Consider the following 15,983-nt stretch of genomic DNA (forward strand, 5'->3'; position numbering starts at 1 on the left):
GCCCCCCCACTAAATCGTCACAATAAAGGTAGTGCCTTTTCCTAAGTCCGATTCTACCTGAATCGTGCCATTCGCTTTTTCCACGATTTCCTTTATTAAAAATAGCCCAATGCCATGATCTACACTGCTCTTTGTTGTATAACCCTTTGTAAAAATATACGGCAGGATGGTGTCCCGGATTCCACACCCATTGTCCTCAACCAATATAGATAAAAGCCCTTCTTCCTGCTCAATGCTGATATAAATATTCTTTTTCTCTACTTCCTTATCCTTAAAAGAATCGAAAGCATTTTCTATTAAATTTCCGATAATGATAACAAAATCGTGTTCATCGAGCGGTTCCGGAAATGAATGTAAACGGCTGTTGCGGTCAATCTGCAAATGGATCCCCAATTCCTTGGCGCGGCTGACTTTGCTTAACAAGAGGCCCGACAAGCTTTCACTTCTAATATTTTTCGACAAGAATTGCGTCAATTCCTCTTGTTCTTCAGTAGTTTGAAACACATATTCCAGCGCTTTCTTCGGATTTCCGAGCTGCAACAAGCCGGCAATCGTGTGGAGCTTGTTCATATGCTCGTGATTTTGCACCCTAAGGGCACTGACAAACGCCTTGACGCCCGTTAACTCTTCCGCCAGCTTTTTTGCTTCGGTCCGGTCTTGGAAAATCGCGACGGCTCCGATTATTTCTTCATTTACTTTAATTGGAATCCGATTGCTAAGGATATTTGAGTTTCTTACGGTCAACTCTTTGTTAAATACAGGCTGTTTCAGATCAAGGATTTCCGGCAACCTGGTGTCAGGCACCACATCGCTAATCTGCCGGCCGATGACATCACCCGATACCCCCATCATCGTTTTGGCCTTATCGTTAAAAACGGTAATTCGCTGCTCTTTGTCAATCGCGATAATGCCTTCGTGCATGGCGTTGAAGGTTTCCGTCCGCTCCTGCACCAATTGGGCAATTTCGTGAGGCTCCAAATTGAACATCTGCTTTTTCATTTTTGAAGCCAAAAGCCAGGCTCCCCAGCCGCCAAAAAATAACGAGATCGCCCCGGCGACGAGGATTTCGACCCGCATGTCCCAAATCATTTCGAAAAAAGTCGGCAACAAGTAGCCGGCCAGGACGACACCAACCTGTTGATGCTCGGCATTCATAATTGGAACAAAGGCGCGAATCACAGTTCCTACCTCACCTTTTGCCTTCGTGGTATAGGTTAGTTCAGCAAACGCCTGACCCTCATCTCTTCCAGCCGACTCCTTTCCAACCAAGCTGGAAATAGGGTGTGATAAACGAATATGGTTCATATCCATGACGACAATATATTCGGCATGATGGATGATCCGAAGTTTTTCCACCCGGCTGCGGATTTTGTCTTTTTCCTCTGCAGTTCCCGTAATATTGGACTTAATTTCAGCATCCTCAGCGATGGTCTGGGCTGTCAGCAGGGCTCGTTTCTTTAATTCCTCTTCCTGTGAATCTATGAAATTACTAATGATAATGATTCCGGCTAGCAACAGGGAGAATCCTACAATAAAAAATATTAACGCGGTAATCTTTGTTTTCATGGTCAGACGGTTCATAGCAGGATTCCTTTCTTCAATACTACTAAAATAATTTTATCATGATAAAATTAAAGTGAGAACAGGGAGGAATTTGGGATGAAGTATTTGCTTGGAGCCAGCTTGCTTGTTATGACCTTAATTGTCGGCATCTTCTTTTTTCCTTCGAATTTATTTACCAGCAAAGAAATCCCTTACGATGATGAACAGGACGGATTATCACAACAAATCGTCATTAAGTTTAGCCACGTCGTTGCGGAAAATACGCCGAAGGGTCTCGCCGCACAAAGATTTGCTGATTTGGTGGAGGAAAAAACCGATGGATTGGTCATCGTAGAGGTCACCCCGAATGGAGCGCTTTATACGGATGATGATGAGCTTGAGGCTTTAATCAATAATGATGTGCAAATGATTGCCCCTTCTCTATCAAAACTGACAAAGCTTTCGCCGGAATGGGCCCTTTTTGATTTGCCATTTCTGTTTGAAAATGATCAGGACATTAAAGATACCCTTTCAAGTGAGCTTGGGGAAAAGTTTTTGACTTTAAACGAAAAGAAGGGCATCAAGGGGATTGCGTTATGGAGCAATGGATTTAAGCAAATGTCGAGCAATTTAAATCCTCTTCGGAAACCCAAGGACTTTTCCGGGCAGCGGTTCCGGATTATGCCGAGCCCGATTATTGCCGAACAGTTCAAGGCATTGAACGCAGAGCCGATTGAAGTTCCGTTTGACCAATTGTATACCTCTCTTCAGAATGAGGCATTTGACGGCCAGGAAAATACCATTTCGAACATCTACTCCCGGCGGATTTATGGGATGCAAAAATATATGACCGTGAGCAATCATGGCTTTTTAGGATATGCCGTTTTAATCAACAAAGAGTTTTGGGACAGCCTTCCGGAACAAGTTCAGCGAGACATTAACGAGGCCATGGCCGAGACGACCTCATGGATGGTCTCCGAATCGCTTCGGGTGAACCGGGAACAGCTTAGGTTGATCGAGCAGGAATCGCCAATTCATATTGACTACTTGTCGGAGCAGGAAAAGAAAGAATGGTTCGAGGCGTTAAAGCCTGTTTATCACAAGTTTCTGGATATGGTTGAAGACAATGAAATGAAGGAATTTATAAAACGGCGAATGGTGCAAATGGGGACACGGTAAGTGTCTTCTTTTTTTTCGACCAAAAAGACCAAAAAGACCATTATCACCAAAAATATAATAATTCTAAATTATCAATTAATATGAAGACAGGGGATTTGAAAGCGTTGTCAAACAAAGGGAGGGAATAGAATGAAAATTAATTTTCGCAACTTAACGGTTCAAGTTATTATCGGTATTATTCTAGGGATCACCGTGGGATTTTTGTTTCCAGAATTCGGTGCAAAGCTAAAGGTTCTTGCGGATATTTTTATTAAACTCATTAAAATGGTGATAGCACCGATCATCTTCTTCACCATTGTCATTGGAATTGGCAATATGGGTGATTTAAAGAAGGTTGGCCGAATCGGCGGCAAGGCACTTCTCTACTTTGAAATTGTTACTACATTTGCCTTGGCCATTGGGATTCTTGTTGTTTCGCTGATTAAGCCTGGGCATGGCTTTAACACCAAAGGGGCAGAAGGAGCCGACGTGTCCCAGTACACGAAAGCCGCTGCGGAATCGAGTCATGGACTCATGGACTTTATCCTCGGGATTGTACCGGATAATGCTCTTGCCGCGCTTTCCGGAGGAGAACTGCTTCCTGTTCTGTTCTTTGCTGTCCTATTCGGAGTTGCCGCTGCGTCTCTTGGAGAAAAGGCTGCGCCAGTGATTTCATTTTTTGAAAAAGTCTCTGAAATTTTCTTCTCGATTGTTAATATGATCATGAAGATTTCGCCGATTGCGGCATTCGGAGCGATGGCCTATACGATTGGCAATTTTGGAATTGGTTCGCTCGTTTCACTGGGAAAATTGATGGGTTCTGTTTATATTACGATGTTCCTTTTCATCGTATTGGTCCTTGGCTCGATTGCAAAATTTTATAACTTCAATATCTTTAGCTTCCTCAAATATATAAAAGATGAAATTCTATTAGTTTTAGGAACATCCTCTTCTGAATCTGCACTGCCTAAGATGATGGAGAAGCTTGAGAAATATGGTTGTTCCAAGTCAGTTGTCGGCCTTGTCGTTCCAACAGGCTATTCGTTTAATCTTGATGGAACATCTATATATCTTTCAATGGCAGCAGTGTTCATCGCCCAAGCTTACGGTGTTCATTTAACTGTTGTCCAGCTTTTGACCCTGCTTGCTGTGTTAATGCTCACCTCTAAAGGTGCGGCTGGGGTAACTGGTTCAGGTTTCATTACCTTGGCGGCCACTTTGGCAGCATTCCCAATGATACCAGTTGAGGGCATGGCACTCATCCTTGGCGTCGACCGTTTCATGTCAGAAGCCCGCGCGATCACAAACTTGATTGGAAATGGTGTCGCAACGGTTGTTATTTCAAAAACGGAAAAAGAATTTCACCCTAATAATCTAGCTGCAGCGAAAACAGAATCTTCGATCGCTTCTTAACATGAAAAGGGCCGGCTCATTTTGAGTTGGTCCTGTTTTTATTTTCCTTTCACTAACTTCACCACTTCCTCTTCGGCGCACTAAATATGGAATATTTGTGACAATTGTAGATATCTTTGAAAAATTGTAGATATCCTCCTGATTTTTGTAGATATATTCTTAAAATTGTAGATATCTCTAAAATTTTGTAGATAAAATTAAAAACCGGACTTCAAAATTCAGGCCCTTTCCTAATTAGGACGCAATATATGATAGAATTTAATTATTGTCAAATGTGTTTAGGAAGGAAGTTTATACAGTATGAGTACTGCAACTGTCAATAGATTAGAAACAGAAAGCGTCGGGAGGCTTCTCGTTAATTTGGCCCTACCGGCTATTGCCGCCCAATTTGTTAACATGCTTTATAGTGTGGTAGACCGTATTTACATTGGGCATATTCCGGATATCGGTTCAGCAGCCTTAACAGGGGTGGGAATTGCTTTTCCTATTATTATGATGATTGCCGCCTTTAGTTCATTAATTGGACTCGGAGGTGCCCCGCTTGCAGCCATTAAAATGGGCAAAGGCAGATTTGATGAAGCAGAACAAATTTTGGGTAACTGTTTTGTTGCTTTATTAGGAATTTCGATTGTCTTAACGGCATTTTTCTTAACATTTGGCGAAGAATTGTTGTTGCTGTTCGGGGCAGGTCCGGAAACCCTCCCCTATGCAAAAACCTTTTTAAATACCTATGTTTGTGGCACTATTTTTGTCCAAATCGTCTTGGGGCTGACCCCATTCATATCGACACAAGGCTTTGCTAAAACAAGTATGGTTGCTGTGATGATTGGCGCTATAATCAGTACCATTCTTGCGCCGATTTTTATTTTTATATTTGGCATGGGGGTGCAAGGTGCTGCTTTGGCCAATATCATTGCCCAAGCGATTTCCGCTTCATGGGTATTACGCTTCTTGTTCGCTGGTGGAACAAAGCTAAGAATCCAGAAGAAGTATATGAGAATACAAAAAGCGGTAATCATTCCCGTCCTGCTGCTGGGTGTGTCGCCTTTCATTATGCAAAGTACGGAAAGCCTACTGAATATCGCCTTTAATTCTTCTTTGAAAAATTATGGCGGCGATTTGGGTGTCGGGGCCATGACCATTCTGGCGAGTGTCATGCAGGTTTTAATCATGCCAATTTTAGGATTAACCCAAGGGGCACAACCCATTATCAGTTATAATTACGGGGCAAAGAATAATGAACGTGTGAAAAAAGCATTTAACTTTCTATTTGTCATTTCCATGGGCTATTCGGTCGTGTTCTGGCTGCTGCTGATGATTTTCCCATCACTGTTTGTTTCTATATTTAGCAGTGATCCCGAACTTGTGGAAACAACCGTATGGGCGACAAGAATTTATATGGGATTGGTATTTGTAATGGGGGCACAGCTTGCTTGCCAGCAAACTTTTATCGCCCTCGGTCAGGCAAAAACCTCTCTGTTTCTGGCACTACTACGAAAAATAATCCTGTTAATTCCATTGATTTACATTCTGCCGCAGTTCTTTTCCAATAAGACGTTTGCTGTCTTCCTGGCAGAACCGGTTTCGGATTTCCTTGCCGTTGCCGTTACCGTCACGCTATTCTTTATTCAATTTAAGAAAATCTTAGCAAGAAACACTATGGTGCAGGCGGAGAATGTTAGCTAGCGGGATGGTTGTATATAAAAAAAGACTTGGCTCCCAACCAAGTCTTTTTCCGTATGATTTATTGATTCAAAATCAATTTTTCAATCGCATAAGCGACCCCGTTTTCATTATTTGACATCGTCTGAAACTCGGCGACTTCTTTGACGCTGGCTGTGGCATTTCCCATTGCGACACCGCAGCCCGCGTACTTCACCATTTCCAGATCATTCTCACCGTCACCGATGCAAACAACCTCTTCCCGTTTCATTCCCAGTTTTTCCGCAAGCTGTTTTACTGCATTTCCTTTGTTGACGCTTGGATGAAGGATTTCCAAAAAGAAAGGCGCGCTTTGCACCATTGTATATTTTTTACGGTAAGAAGCCGGGATGGCCGCCATGATTTCGGTTAACCGTTCGGGTTCGTCAATAAACATCACTTTCGGAATCAACATGTCTTCCGGAATTTCCTCTATCGCCCTAAATGAGAGCGGTACTTTGTTGGCAAAAGATTCATAAACAGTATAATGGCTAATGTCTTTGTTCGGCGTGTAGATTCGTTCTGTATCAAAAAAGTGCATCGGAGAACCAAGTTGCAGACTTAACTGGTACAGCTCCTTTAAATCGGAAACCGTCAAGGAAGTCTCGGAAACGACTCCCCCACTATTCGTACCTTGCACAAGTGCACCATTATATGTAATCACGTATTCATCTTTATCGGCTAATTCCAATTCTTCCAAAATCGGACGGACACCGCCGATCGGCCTGCCGGTACATATAACCACGTTCACACCTTTGGCCTTTGCTGCTTGGATTGCTTCATTTACCTCCTGAGTAATTTCCCTTCGGTCATTAAACAATGTGCCATCTACATCGATTGCTACTAATTTATACAAATTTTTCACCTTCTACTATTGTTGTCCTGAATATGACAGTCCCCTATATCATAACTGATACTAGGAACCGTCCTCTGCTAATCTCTTTTCCATTTTCCCATTGCCATGTTGGGCGAATCTTCCGGCGTCGCGCTCGTTAACTGGGTCGAGGCGCCCCCACGGCCAGCCACCGAATTGGGTTTTGCGGTAATCGCTGAAGGCCTCTTGGAGCTCTTGTTGGGATGTCATCACGAATGGTCCATACTGTGCGACCGGTTCCTCAATCGGCTCACCTTCGAGAACCAAAAGATAGGCAGTTTTGCTGCCATTCGTGATCTCAATGTCCTGGTCACCTGCAAGCTTAACTCGGTGATAAGCCTGTATCGTTTTCCCGTCTATCCCAATGGTCTCGCCTTCGTAAAAATATAAATTTCTGTTCATTGTTCCAGACACAGCCTGGAGCACGAACACAGCCCCTGGTTCCATTTGAAGAAGAGAAATCCCTACATGATGATTCGGATCTTTGGCCCATGAGGCATTGGTTGGCTCCAAGCTGTTAGTTCCAAGCAGATTCCCGGAAATCAACCTGACCACCGTTTTTCTCCCACTGGCATCCGCAGATTCGATGACAGGAATATCTTCAGCCCACAGCATCTTATATTCTGGGGCAGCACTTTTGTCCTTGGACGCAAGATTTAGCCATATTTGAAAAAGCTCAAGCGGATTATCCTTGTCCTTATGTACGAGTGGAAACATTTCGGTATGAAGGCAGCCCTTACCGGTTGTCAGCCATTGCACGTCTCCATTTCCATAACGCCCTCTTGCCCCGGTCGAATCAAAATGGTCCACTAATCCTTCAAGAACAATCGTTACAGTTTCAAACCCTTTGTGCGGATGTGCTGGAAATCCTGGAACCGTTTTTCCATGATACATCCTAAAACCATCTTTTACTATAAAGTCTTCGCCAAGATTTCTACCCTCCAGTGAGGTACTAGGTCCCTGTTCTTCATTACCAGACGGATAAGCGTCTTTATGATGAACGGAGAAAAGGAACGGGTCTTCCGTTTCCCACTGAAATCCCAGCTTTTGTATTTTAAGAATGTTTTCTTCAGGCATTATTTTCGCCCCTTTCATATGTTCAAAAAATGTTCACATCTAATCACATGGCCCCGTTATCTCCATCACACCTTTTGTTAAGTGCAAAGAGTACAATCGTATTGATTTTATCAAATGAAAGGGGTGGAGGCTAATTTTGGGTTGACAGCAACATTTTGTGTGACCGGGCAAAGGTTTTAAGTTGGAATCTATTTTTACATAATTTTTTTAAAAATTTTACAGGGGGTTATTATTTTGTTTCAAATCTTTATGTTTGTATTAATATCTGCAACTTTGGTTTTACTTAGCATGTTTGTTGATGGACTAATTGAGTTAAATAAGCAGGAAGAGGAAGAAAAAAAATCTATTATTAGGGATGGTTTATACGGTTACCTCGATCAAACATTTGGCTTTGGTAAGGTTACCATCTTCAAAACAATACTAGATTGCGAAGGCAATGTACGATATCTTGTGTATCTGCCGAAGTACGAATGGCTCAAGTCCCCCGAATATCAATGGTATGAAGTGTTTGCCACTCAAAAGGGCTATCAGCATTTAAAATTCGAAAGATAATTCATTGAAAAACACCCGAATGAATTTCCTTGGGGTGTTTTTTGTTTTATACTGTAGCTAATTCGTTTTAGAAAGAGGCCATTGTATGAAAATCGATTCACCTAAAATTTCGAAAGAATTATCAACTAGGGATTTCATGGATATTTTAAACGACGGGGATGCAGAACTTGAAATGTGCACGGTTGCGGACAGTGTTTTTGAACATGAGGCAGTCAGCCGGGCCAGGCTGTCAAACATGGTAATAAAGAACTGTCGGTTCAATCATACCGATTTTCAAAACATAGACATTACCGATGTTTGTTTTGAAAACTGCGATTTATCGAATGCCAATTTAAGCAAATCTTCCATCCACAGGGTCATTTTTAAAAATAGTAAACTGGTAGGCACGGATTTTACCGACTCCCGGTTAGGAAATGTGCAGTTTGAGCATTCAGTATTAAATTTGACGGCTTTTGGAGAATCGAAATTGGAAAAGGTCTTATTCCAAGATGCCTCCTTAAAAAATACTGACTTTTTCGAATGCAAGCTTAAAAGCGTAGAATTTCAAACATGCAACCTGGACGGGGCAAACTTTGAAGGAACCTCTTTGAAAGGGATTGATATCAGCACTTCAACGTTCGATTATATGACCGTTTCCATCGACGATTTAAAGGGGTGCAAAGTCTCCTCCTACCAGGCGATTCAATTTGCGGCTTTAATGGGGTTAATTATTAAGGATTAATGAAAAACGGGGACGATTGTTTGAACCGTCCCCTGCTTTTTTATATCACATAAATGTCCCCATAAGCTTTTTATGCGTACATTTCCTATCTGTTTCCCAACGGTTTTGTCCTCATGAGCCCGTCGTCATTTGGTAAGTTTTATTATGCATTCTCCTAACACGGTTTGATCCCACACCAATGACAGCTTGTCACCACTCTTCACTTCTCCCACACCTTCTGGAGTTCCTGTAAATATGATATCCCCTTCCCCCAATCCAAAGTGTTCAGCCGAAAAGTCAATGATTGTTTGCAAATCAAAGATCATACTAGAAATATTGCCGGACTGGACCAGCTCACCATTTTTTAAAAGCGAGAAGTTCCTTTTTAGAATTTCTTCCACTCCAACAAACGGGATAAACCTACTTACAACTGCCGAATTGGGGAAGCCTTTAGCAAGCAGCCATGGATACCCTTTTTTCTTAAGCTCACTTTGCACATCCCGCAACGTAAAATCGATTCCAATTGCCATTCTTTCCACAATTTCGTCTACTTTTATTCCCTTTTCATAGGGCCTTCCCATTCTAATCACCAGTTCCGTTTCAAAATGAACGGGGCCACGTTTTCCCGGTAGAGGAATCTCCTGGCCCATTGCTTCCACAAGCGCATGCGTCGGCTTTGAAAATAAAAATGGGCTAGTCGGCACCTTATTGTTCAATTCAGCAGCATGGGCAGCGTAATTCCGCCCGACGCAATAAATATTTCGAATCGTGTTCAAGTTCCATTCCCCTTTCTGGATGCAGTCTATCATTAGTCAATTTTACCATTTCACGCAAGAGTATAAAAATAGAAGTCATCTAAAAAGAGGAGTATCATAAAGTAATGAGATATTGATTAGATTTGGAGGTTTGGAGTACAAATGCTGAAAATCCGCAATGTGGAATTATCAGATTTACCCGCTGTTGTCGCAATAGAAAATTTATGCTTCTTAAAAGAAGAAGCGGCCACTGGGGAAGCCTTTGAAAAAAGAATTCAGCAAATCCCGGATAGTTTTTTTGTAGCGGAAGAAGATGGGCGAATTGTAGGGTTCGTGAACGGACCTGTGATTAGTCAACCATTCATTACAGATGACTTATTTACTGAAATCAGACAAAATTCGGCGACTGGCGGGCATCAATGTATCCTTAGAATTGCCGTTGAGCCAACCTCCAAGAATCGGGGAATTGCTGCAGCCTTGCTCGCCCATCTTGAAAATTCAGCACGAGCGAAACAACGTGAAACTATTACGCTTACTTGCAAAAAGCAATTGATTTCTTTTTATGAAAAACAAGGCTACACCAACGAAGGTGCATCTGAATCCGAGCATGGCGGCGTCACTTGGTACAACATGGTTAAAAGATTAATAATATAGAACTGCTTACAATTGTTTACACCCAACTAATGGTATTGGTATAAAAGGGGCATCTATTAACATGAGTTATATACGGCGTGGCACACACAAATTTAAAATGGTAAACTTGGCTTTATTTGCGGGTGGTTTTTGCACCTTTGCCATCCTCTGGGGGGCACAGCCGCTGCTCCCGGACCTTGCCAAGGAATTCCACATCTCGCCGGCAGTTTCGAGCTTAAGTTTGTCATCTGCCACAATCGCTTTGTCTATTAGTTTATTATTATTCGGGTCCTTATCAGAGGTATTTGGCCGGAAACCAGTGATGACTTTCTCATTGTTTGTCTCGTCGATACTTTGCATCCTCACGGCCTTCACGCCCAACTTTCATTTATTAATTGTATCGAGAATTTTACAAGGAGTCGCCTTAGCGGGGCTGCCGGCGGTGGCGATGGCCTATTTGGGGGAAGAAATGGAACCCAAAAGTTTGGGAATGGCAATGGGATTATACATCAGCGGAAATTCTGTAGGGGGAATGGCAGGGAGGATCATCAGCGGCATTTTAACGGATTATTTTAGCTGGCATATCGCATTATTTGGTATCGGCATCATCAGTTTATTGGCCAGTATTGTCTTCCTAAAGATTTTGCCTCCATCCACTCATTTTAAGCCGCAAAAATTTGCCCTGAAGCAACTGACAGGCTCCTTGTTGAGTCAATTTAAAGAGCCCGGTCTACTTTATCTATTTGGCATCGGGTTTCTGCTAATGGGGAGCTTCGTCTCTTTGTACAACTATATCGGGTTTCAATTAATTAAGCCGCCATATTCGTTAAGCCAAACCTTGGTAGGATTTATTTTTATTGTCTATATTGTCGGTACCTTCAGCTCAACATGGATGGGAATGCTTTCTGATCAGTATGGAAAAAGGAAAATTCTGCTCCTGTCTCTGCTCATTCTATTAATTGGCGCCTGCATGACGCTGAATACGAGTTTATGGTTTAAGATTTTTGGTATCGCGGTTTTCACCTATGGCTTTTTTGCCGCCCATTCAATTGCCAGCAGCTGGGTCGGGAAAGCGGCAACCCACGATAAAGCGCAGGCCTCGGCACTATACTTATTTTTCTATTACGCCGGTTCAAGCATCGGCGGGACCGCTAGCGGTGCCTTTTATGGGCATTTTGGCTGGAGCGGTGTTGTGACGATGATTGTCGTTCTTGCACTTACTTCCATTGTGGTATCCTTCCGGTTAGGAAGCAAAACAAGACTTTCTAAGTTGGAAAAATTGCAGCAAAGCAGTTAAAAAAGCAGGCACAGGTCTGCTTTTTTATCTTAGCCAGGCCCCACCTATTCTATTAATCTCTTTTCTTTCCTATAGAGTTTTCGGGACCTTTCGCAACCCTAAACGTTGATTTTCACTCCTTTCTACCTACGTTCTTACATCCTTCCAAATTACCAGAAAACTTCAACTTTTCTTTACGTCACATGAATACTGGTTTAACAATCCAATATTATGATGAAGTTGTAACCAATTCTATTAAACTTTTGGGAGGAAGAATATAATGAAAACGAATAAGATCCTAGTTCCACTCTTAAGCGCAGCCATTCTGTTCCCGACTGCAATCAACGTTCATGCTAATCCTCAACAACCAGTTTCAGTAAAATCGGTTGAATTTGTTGGGATGCAAGCACCCGACACAGATGCGAAACGCTCATCCATGTATAGCGAAGCATCAGCTATTGTCACTTTAAACGATGGCACCCAAAAGATTGTGCCTTTAGAATATCATTCAATGGCACAACCTGGCGATGTCATTAATGGTAAGATTGTTGGTGCTGCTTATGATGTAAACGGAAATTACATTACTGATAAAAATGGCAAGCCGATTACTTCGACCGCTCCAGATATGAATACCATTCTAAGTGTGAATGGTAAAAGCGGAAAATTATATATGCTGAATCACTTTGAAAGCATGCCGAAAAATGAAATTGGCAACGTGCCAAAAGCGATGTATTTAAATACGGTTGAACAGAATAAGAAAACGGGCGAAATGAAAATAACTGATATTACACCGGTTGATTTTTCAGCAGATGGCGGACTTTGGACACCATGTGCCGGCGTTCTGTCGCCTTGGAATACCCATTTAGGCAGTGAAGAATATGAGCCAAATGCCAGGGTACACGAGGCAAACCCGGAAAATTCAGACGTGACACAATTTGCCCGCAACTATTACCAAGACCCATCAGTGATTGGCAATCCATACCTTTATGGATATACCACTGAGGTAAAAGTTCATCCAAATGGCGAAGCCAAAGCAGTCAAGCATCATAGCATGGGTCGCTTGTCATTTGAAAATGTAACCGTCGCACCAGATAATCGTACCGTATATTACGGAGATGACGGTTCGTATACGATGTCGTTCATGTACATTGCCGACAAAGCAAAGGATTTATCAGCTGGTACTTTATACGCGGCAAAATGGAAACAAACCAGTGACCAAAACGGCGGTGCTGCTGACATTGAATGGATTAAACTAGGGCATGCCAACGACCAAGAAATTAAGGAAATGGCTCAAAACCTGAAATTTAGTGATATTTTTGAAACAACAAATGATGCCGCCTATGCACAAGCAAACGGCTTTAAACAGGTAAAAGCTGCAGGCAATCTCGAATGGCTGAAGGTAAAACCTGGAATGGAAAAAGCAGCAGCATTTTTGGAATCCCGCCGTTACGGTGCTCTTCTCGGGGCAACAGCGGAGTTTAATAAGATGGAAACTCTCACGTTTAACAAGGCCGATAATAAAATTTATATGGCGATGTCCTATATTGAAAAGGGAATGACCAAAAATCCAACTGATCCAGCTGATGATATTCAATTGCCAAAGCTCAGTGCTGGTGCCATCTATGAAATGGATCTGGCAGCCGGACAAAAAGATCGTGACGGGCGCCCTATTGATAGTGATTATGTGGTAACCAAAATGTCAGGACTCATTACAGGTGAAGACTTAGCTGTTAAGGATGCAGACGGAAATAGAGCCAATCCTGATAAGATTGCGAACCCGGACAATATTGTTTTCTCTGAAAAATATCGCACGTTATTTATTGCTGAAGATAGTAACATGCATACCAATAATTTTGGCTGGGCTTATAATGTCGATACTAAGAAGCTATCCCGGATTATCTCTGCCCCGGATGGCGGTGAAGTAACCGGCCTCCAAGCCGTTGATGAATTAAATGGCAAATCCTATCTCATGGTTGGATCACAAAACCCTGGCAACATTGGTTATATCGATTTAACTTCATTAAGCGCAAAAGAGTAATTCAATCTCCTATTTAACTAAATTCCCCCCTATTCATTTATTTAGGGGGGCTTTTTTCTATGCAATTTGCTTTTTCCCACTTAAATATCTTGCACAAAACACTGTGAAAGTAAGAATGACAAATGACACTATTACACCGACAAACGATGCCAGGATAGGCTGTTGGACACGTAGATAAGCATTAACTTATGTCCAACCAAGTTTCCATCACTGTTTCCAGTTCTTCAGTCAAGGCTTGTTTCCTTTCGTACAGCCTTCCAAGCTCCTCATAATCCAGTTGGCCCTTGCCCATGGCTACATCCAGCTCGCTCATTTCTTTTTCGAGATTTTGAATCCTTGCCAGCACCTCAGCCTCTGTCACTTCCGGCTTCACTGCCGAATTTTTGTCTTTTTGTTTCTTTTCAGATTTTTCAACAGTCTTTTTAGGTTCCACCGGCTTGATTACCTTCGCCTTCTCAGCCTTATAATAATCGAAATTTCCCAAATAGCTTTTCAGGCCGTAATCCTCGACAGCAATCACCCGTTCACCAATTTTATTAATAAAATAGCGGTCATGCGAGATAAAAAAGATGGTTCCTTTAAAATCCTCAAGCGCTTCCTCGAGCGTTTCGATGGAATCGATATCGAGGTGATTTGTCGGCTCATCGAGGATCAATAAATTAATATCCTGATACAGGAGCATCCCGAGCTTTAGCCTGATTCGCTCTCCCCCGGACAAATGCTTCACTTTTTTGAAGACGCTGTTTTTATAAAACATGAATTTGGACAGATATTCGCGGGCCTTGCCCTCAAGAATCGAAATCCCCTCCCGGAAAGTCTCCAGCACGGTAAGCTCTTCATTGTCAAACGTAATCTTCTGCGGCAAATAGGCCGCCATTACATTAGCGCCCAATTCGACTACTCCGGCATCCGGCTGCTCTTCCCCCAGCAGCATTTTTAAAAACGTGGTTTTCCCGCTGCCATTTGGACCGATAAGACCCACTCTTTCACAGTACTGAATCAGTACTTTTGCACCCCTAAATATCACTTTATCCCCATAGGTCTTCGACAGCCCGACAGCCTTGATGGTTTCATTCCCCGACCGCTCTGCCGTTTTAAAATCTAATCTCATATTTCGCCGTTCGAACTTCGGCTTATCTACCCGATCCAATTTATCTAACCTTTTCTGTATACTGGCCGCTCGTCTAAAGAATTTGTCATTTCCGCCGCGCATTGCCCAATCGCGCAAATCCTTTACTGTCTGTTCCATCGAATTGATTTTCTTTTGCTGCTCCCTGAAATGCTCGAATTGAATCCGCATATTCTCTTCTTTTTGACTAACAAAGGACGAATAGTTCCCTTTGTAAGCGATGGATTTCATATCCTCGATTTCGACAATTTTATTTACGACATTATCGAGAAAATAACGGTCATGGGAAACGATTATGACAATACCCTTATAGGTCTTTAAATAGCCCTCAAGCCACTCAATTGCCTCCATGTCCAAATGGTTAGTCGGCTCATCCAGCAGCAGAATGTCCGGATTGTGAATCAACAGCTTGCCAAGCACAACGGTCGTCTTCTCCCCGCCGCTTAATAAATCAAACTCCTTGTTCAAAAAGCTTTCTGAAAACTGAAGCCCAGTGCAAACCCTGCTCAGCTTTTCTTCACGGTCATATCCGCCCTTTGCTTCAAATTGTTGTACGAGATTGCTGTATTTATTCAAGGCTTTTTCAAGTGCCTCACCCTCAAGCACTTGCATTTGCTGTTCCAGTTCCCGCATTTGAGATTCAATCCCGTCCACTTCCTCAAAAGCCAGGTTTAAAACATCAATAACCTTCATGCCTTCCAGATAGACTGGCGTTTGTTCAAGATAGGCCCTAGTAGCTCCTCGCGGCAAATGGATCAACCCCTCATCATAGCCATAGCTTGAGGTTTGCGGGTATCCCGGGTAATAGTGCATATGTTCCACACCGGCAATTAGTTTGAGAATCGTGCTTTTTCCGCTTCCGTTTGCACCGACAATGCCGATCTTGTCTCCTTCATATGCTTCAAACGTGATATTTTCAACAACGAGCGTAGCCTCCATAAATTTTTTCACGCCCATTAACTTTAATTCCAACATGATAAATTCCCACTTTCATCCATAATATGGGTCATGCCTTTATGGACAGGGCAAAGAAGCACTTCCAATACTATTATTTTTTAGAATAAAAAAGACCGTAAGAAGATGGATTCCTCTTACAGTCCAAAAATTCAGCATGAGTATAATTGCCTGCGTTAAA

13 protein-coding genes are annotated in these 15,983 nt (G+C 42.4%); 8 read left to right on the forward strand and 5 right to left on the reverse strand.

Features of this window, described 5'->3' with window-relative positions; genetic code table 11:
• Positions 1–9: 9 nt before the first annotated feature.
• Positions 10–1,581, reverse strand: coding sequence for a sensor histidine kinase (locus tag AR334_RS04705; protein WP_066305917.1), 1,572 nt, complete (start codon positions 1,579–1,581; stop codon positions 10–12).
• Positions 1,582–1,659: 78 nt separating this feature from the next.
• On the opposite strand from AR334_RS04705, the gene AR334_RS04710 reads away from it, so the two are divergent.
• From AR334_RS04710 to AR334_RS04720, 3 genes are all read left to right on the forward strand, one after another.
• Positions 1,660–2,721 carry a DctP family TRAP transporter solute-binding subunit gene (locus AR334_RS04710; protein ID WP_066305922.1) on the forward strand — a complete coding sequence of 354 codons (1,062 nt, stop codon included), beginning with the start codon at positions 1,660–1,662 and terminating at the stop codon, positions 2,719–2,721.
• Between the two features lie 129 nt (positions 2,722–2,850).
• Positions 2,851–4,113 (forward strand): dicarboxylate/amino acid:cation symporter, encoded by a 1,263-nt coding sequence (locus tag AR334_RS04715; protein WP_066305924.1) that lies wholly within the window; start codon positions 2,851–2,853, stop codon positions 4,111–4,113.
• 300 nt (positions 4,114–4,413) lie between these two features.
• A complete protein-coding gene (locus AR334_RS04720; RefSeq protein ID WP_066305926.1) occupies positions 4,414–5,799 on the forward strand; it encodes an MATE family efflux transporter in 1,386 nt (461 codons plus the stop codon).
• Positions 5,800–5,857: 58 nt separating this feature from the next.
• Here the strand turns inward: AR334_RS04720 and yidA are convergent, their stop codons facing one another.
• Positions 5,858–6,670 carry a sugar-phosphatase gene (gene yidA, locus AR334_RS04725; protein WP_066305933.1) on the reverse strand — a complete coding sequence of 271 codons (813 nt, stop codon included), beginning with the start codon at positions 6,668–6,670 and terminating at the stop codon, positions 5,858–5,860.
• Between the two features lie 60 nt (positions 6,671–6,730).
• Positions 6,731–7,765: a pirin family protein gene (locus AR334_RS04730; protein WP_066305935.1), complete on the reverse strand. Its 1,035-nt coding sequence runs from the start codon at positions 7,763–7,765 to the stop codon at positions 6,731–6,733.
• Between the two features lie 234 nt (positions 7,766–7,999).
• On the opposite strand from AR334_RS04730, the gene AR334_RS04735 reads away from it, so the two are divergent.
• Both AR334_RS04735 and AR334_RS04740 read left to right on the forward strand, forming a co-directional pair.
• The gene (locus AR334_RS04735; RefSeq protein ID WP_066305938.1) at positions 8,000–8,317 is read left to right on the forward strand and encodes a hypothetical protein; all 318 of its coding nucleotides are present in this window, start codon (positions 8,000–8,002) and stop codon (positions 8,315–8,317) included.
• An 85-nt stretch (positions 8,318–8,402) separates the two neighbouring features.
• The gene (locus tag AR334_RS04740) at positions 8,403–9,038 is read left to right on the forward strand and encodes a pentapeptide repeat-containing protein (RefSeq protein WP_066305940.1); all 636 of its coding nucleotides are present in this window, start codon (positions 8,403–8,405) and stop codon (positions 9,036–9,038) included.
• A 125-nt stretch (positions 9,039–9,163) separates the two neighbouring features.
• Here the strand turns inward: AR334_RS04740 and AR334_RS04745 are convergent, their stop codons facing one another.
• A complete protein-coding gene (locus AR334_RS04745; RefSeq protein ID WP_253701183.1) occupies positions 9,164–9,793 on the reverse strand; it encodes a fumarylacetoacetate hydrolase family protein in 630 nt (209 codons plus the stop codon).
• A gap of 141 nt (positions 9,794–9,934) precedes the next feature.
• Between AR334_RS04745 and AR334_RS04750 the strand changes: the two genes are divergently transcribed.
• From AR334_RS04750 to AR334_RS04760, 3 genes are all read left to right on the forward strand, one after another.
• Entirely contained in the window at positions 9,935–10,426 is a 492-nt protein-coding gene (locus AR334_RS04750) for a GNAT family N-acetyltransferase (RefSeq protein WP_066305945.1), read from the forward strand.
• 61 nt (positions 10,427–10,487) lie between these two features.
• Positions 10,488–11,702, forward strand: a complete 1,215-nt coding sequence (locus tag AR334_RS04755; RefSeq protein ID WP_066305952.1) for an MFS transporter — start codon at positions 10,488–10,490, stop codon at positions 11,700–11,702.
• A 259-nt stretch (positions 11,703–11,961) separates the two neighbouring features.
• Positions 11,962–13,719, forward strand: coding sequence for a PhoX family phosphatase (locus AR334_RS04760; RefSeq protein WP_066305953.1), 1,758 nt, complete (start codon positions 11,962–11,964; stop codon positions 13,717–13,719).
• A 181-nt stretch (positions 13,720–13,900) separates the two neighbouring features.
• On the opposite strand, the gene abc-f is transcribed toward AR334_RS04760, so the two are convergent.
• Entirely contained in the window at positions 13,901–15,823 is a 1,923-nt protein-coding gene (abc-f, locus tag AR334_RS04765) for a ribosomal protection-like ABC-F family protein (RefSeq protein ID WP_066305954.1), read from the reverse strand.
• Positions 15,824–15,983 lie beyond the last annotated feature (160 nt).

Source organism: Bacillus sp. FJAT-29814, assembly GCF_001510715.1.
Lineage (GTDB): Bacteria > Bacillota > Bacilli > Bacillales > Cytobacillaceae > Neobacillus.

Bases quoted from the DNA above. Each gene is read 5' to 3' on its own strand.
- AR334_RS04705 (WP_066305917.1), bottom strand. From the start codon at position 1,581: ATGAACCGTCTGACCATGAAAACAAAGATTACCGCGTTAATATTTTTT.
- AR334_RS04710 (WP_066305922.1), top strand. From the start codon at position 1,660: ATGAAGTATTTGCTTGGAGCCAGCTTGCTTGTTATGACCTTAATTGTC.
- AR334_RS04715 (WP_066305924.1), top strand. From the start codon at position 2,851: ATGAAAATTAATTTTCGCAACTTAACGGTTCAAGTTATTATCGGTATT.
- AR334_RS04720 (WP_066305926.1), top strand. From the start codon at position 4,414: ATGAGTACTGCAACTGTCAATAGATTAGAAACAGAAAGCGTCGGGAGG.
- AR334_RS04730 (WP_066305935.1), bottom strand. From the start codon at position 7,765: ATGCCTGAAGAAAACATTCTTAAAATACAAAAGCTGGGATTTCAGTGG.
- AR334_RS04740 (WP_066305940.1), top strand. From the start codon at position 8,403: ATGAAAATCGATTCACCTAAAATTTCGAAAGAATTATCAACTAGGGAT.
- AR334_RS04750 (WP_066305945.1), top strand. From the start codon at position 9,935: ATGCTGAAAATCCGCAATGTGGAATTATCAGATTTACCCGCTGTTGTC.
- AR334_RS04755 (WP_066305952.1), top strand. From the start codon at position 10,488: ATGAGTTATATACGGCGTGGCACACACAAATTTAAAATGGTAAACTTG.
- AR334_RS04760 (WP_066305953.1), top strand. From the start codon at position 11,962: ATGAAAACGAATAAGATCCTAGTTCCACTCTTAAGCGCAGCCATTCTG.
- abc-f (WP_066305954.1), bottom strand. From the start codon at position 15,823: ATGTTGGAATTAAAGTTAATGGGCGTGAAAAAATTTATGGAGGCTACG.